At 56.9% G+C, this 1,055-nt stretch carries 1 protein-coding gene and 1 tRNA gene; both read left to right on the forward strand.

What is annotated here, in order from left to right; genetic code table 11:
* Positions 1-141, forward strand: a 141-nt coding sequence (locus ACTXGA_RS24475; RefSeq protein WP_443397308.1) for an integrase core domain-containing protein, incomplete at its 5' end; no start/stop codon positions are given.
* 580 nt (positions 142-721) lie between these two features.
* Positions 722-811 (forward strand) — tRNA-Ser (locus ACTXGA_RS24480).
* Positions 812-1,055: the final 244 nt, after the last annotated feature.

Genomic DNA, 1,055 nt, shown 5'->3' on the forward strand with positions numbered 1-1,055 from the left:
TACAGCCTGCGCGAAGCCCAAATCCTAATCGAAGAATGGAGGAAACACTACAACACGAAACGCCCGCATAGTGCCTTGGGCTACCGCCCACCGGCCCCGGAAACCATCGTCCCGATGGAACCAAGGCCAATCATGCACTAACATTCAAACTGGACCACTCAAGTGGGGCTGATCACAAGGCTGGATCGATACGCTGATCGCGACAAGTATCGCGACAGAATGAATTTCGCTGGCAAAAATAGACCCGCCGCGGTGGCAGACCTTTTGGCCACCGTATTTTCCGCATCCAGTGTTTTCAGTGGGCTATCGGAGGCGAGGTGGCAGATCCTGCCTGGGAGTTTCACGTGGACAGCTTAGGGGGAATGCAGGATCAAGGGGTTACAGGCGCGTTTTTACGCTTGGGTAACCTTTATGCCTCCGTGAAAAGGGGCTGAACCCTCGTCAATCAGACCCCTTGGAGAGGCCCGCACGGCCCTCTTCGAGCTTGGCGAGAGGGGCGTCACGGCGTTCGGTCTGACTGAGCAGCCCCTAGTTTCTCGGGCGCCTTCGTCTCTCAGTTTCTGCCGCCGCTCGAAGTCGACGGGCGACAGCATTCCGTTCCGCGCGTGCTTTCGCTTCGGATTGATGCCATTCGAGCAGGTCTTCCGTGAGAGCGAGGTTTTTTCGGGACGGGGCAGAATCGCCTTGTAATCCCAAGGTTGCCTTGGATATACGCGTCGGCGGAGACGTGGCCGAGTGGTCGAAGGCGCTCCCCTGCTAAGGGAGTAGGCGGGAAACCGTCTCGAGGGTTCGAATCCCTTCGTCTCCGCCATTATGCAAGTGTAAGCATTTGAATTTTATGCGAAAAGCTGGCCAGAGCACATTCGCATCCCCCACAAAATCCCCCACCTTGACAAGGACTGCCCCGGAATTCGCTGGAATATGGCGGTTAGGGTCAGGATGCATTGATTTCGCGTGAACAGCATGATTCACGGCTTCGAAAACGGAGCGGTGACATGAGCGATCTCTTCTGGCTGACCGACGCGCAGATGGCACGCCTGGCCCCTTTCTTTCCC

Source organism: Antarctobacter jejuensis (genome assembly GCF_052266595.1).
GTDB classification, from domain to species: Bacteria; Pseudomonadota; Alphaproteobacteria; order Rhodobacterales; family Rhodobacteraceae; genus Antarctobacter; species Antarctobacter jejuensis.